Genomic DNA, 1,790 nt, shown 5'->3' with positions numbered 1-1,790 from the left:
CGGTCAGCGGGTGCTCGGCGGGCACGCTCGCCAGCAGGTCCGCGAGTGCGGAGCGGTTCGCCACATCGCAGGCCGCCAGTCGGACCGACGCGCCCGAGGCGGTCAGCTCGTCGGCCAGTTCGGCGGCACCGGCGGCCGCCCCGCCGCGGCGGCTGGTCAGCAGCAGATGGCGTACACCGTGCTCGGCCACCAGATGCCGGGCCACGAGGGACCCGAGTACGCCGGTGGCTCCCGTGATCAGCACGGTGCCCTGCGGGTCCCACACCGGAGTGTCCGGCGTCTCCGTTGCCGGTGCCGTGTTCGGGGTCGTCTGCACCCGGGCGAGCCGTGCCGCGAACGCCCGTCCGGCCCGCACGACCAGCTGCGGCTCGTCGCCGCTCAGAATCCGGGGCAGCGCCGTGAGCGAGGCCTCGTCGTCGTCCAGGTCCAGCAGAACGAACCGGTCCGGGTTCTCCGACTGCGCCGCCCGCACCAGACCCCACACCGTCGCGCAGGCCGGGTCCAGGACCCGTTCCCCGGCACGGGCGGCGACCGCCCCGCGGGTCACGAACACGAGGCGGGAGCCCGTGAAGCGTTCGTCGCTCTGCCACTGCTGCGCCAGCGCCAGCGCCCGGTGCGTCACCGTGCGCACACCGTCCGCGGACAGGGCACGCCGTGCGTCGACGCTGAGGACGGTGTCGGGGTCGGTAACGGTGCCCGGCTGTCCCTCGAACGGGACGAACACCAGGTCCGGCATGCTGCCGCCCGCCGTCACGGACTCCGCGAGGGCGGACAGGTCCGCGAACCGTTCCGCGCCCGCTCCGGCCGACTTCAGAGCCGTCGGCAGCGACGTGGTGTCGTCATCGCCCAACACCGCCCACCTGCCCGGCCTTCCGGCCCCGTTGACGGCCGGCGCCGGGGCCCAGTCCAGGCGGAAGAGCGACTCGTGGAACGTCCCGTGCTCCCGGCTGAGCTGCTCCCGGGAGATCGCCCGGGTGACGAGCGAGTCCACCGACAGCACGGAGCGGCCCGAGCCGTCGGACGCGGTCACCGACACCGCGTCCGGTCCCGCCGGGGCCAGCCGCACCCGCAGCGCGGACGCGCCCGTGGCGTGCAGTGACACGCCGTTCCAGGAGAAGGGGAGCCGGACGCGTCCGGTGTCCCCGCCCGGGGCGACGTCACCGGGCAGCCGGACGAACCCGCCGAACGCCATCGCGTGCAGCGCCGCGTCCAGCAGGGCCGGGTGCACACCCAGGTGCCGGGCCTCGGCCCACTGTTCCTCGGGCAGCCGGACTTCGGCGAACACCTCCTCGCCACGGCGCCATACAGCCCGCAGCCCCTGGAACGTGGGCCCGTATCCGAAGCCGTTGCGCGCGAACCTGTCGTACAGGCCCTCCACGTCGACCGCCTCCGCGTCGGCGGGGGGCCACGGTACGTCGTCGCCCGCGTCGGCGTCGGCTCGCGCCGTGTCTCCAGCGTCGTCGGCGAGGGTGCCGAGGGCGTGTCGCGTCCAGGTGTCGCCGTCGGTCTGCGAGTACACGCTCACCGTTCGCCGCCCGGACTCGCCGGGTCCGTCGACATGGACCTGGACGGAGACGGCGCCGTCCTGCGGAAGCACCAACGGCGCCTCCAACGTCAACTCCTCCACCCGGCCACAACCCACCGCGTCCCCGGCACGCAACGCCAGCTCCACGAACGCCGTACCCGGCAACAACGCCACCCCGGCCACCGCATGATCAGCCAGCCAACCATGCGACACCAACGACAACCGACCCGTCAGCAGCACCCCACCCGACGCCGGCAACGACACC

At 74.1% G+C, this 1,790-nt stretch carries 1 protein-coding gene; it reads right to left on the bottom strand.

The window, feature by feature from the left end:
• A partial coding sequence (locus GTW67_RS35845) for a type I polyketide synthase (RefSeq protein WP_524539860.1) occupies positions 1-1,790 on the bottom strand: 1,790 nt, incomplete at both ends.

Source organism: Streptomyces sp. SID5910 (genome assembly GCF_009862125.1).
Classification (GTDB): Bacteria; Actinomycetota; Actinomycetes; order Streptomycetales; family Streptomycetaceae; genus Streptomyces.
This window is presented reverse-complemented; position numbering and strand designations above follow the sequence as displayed.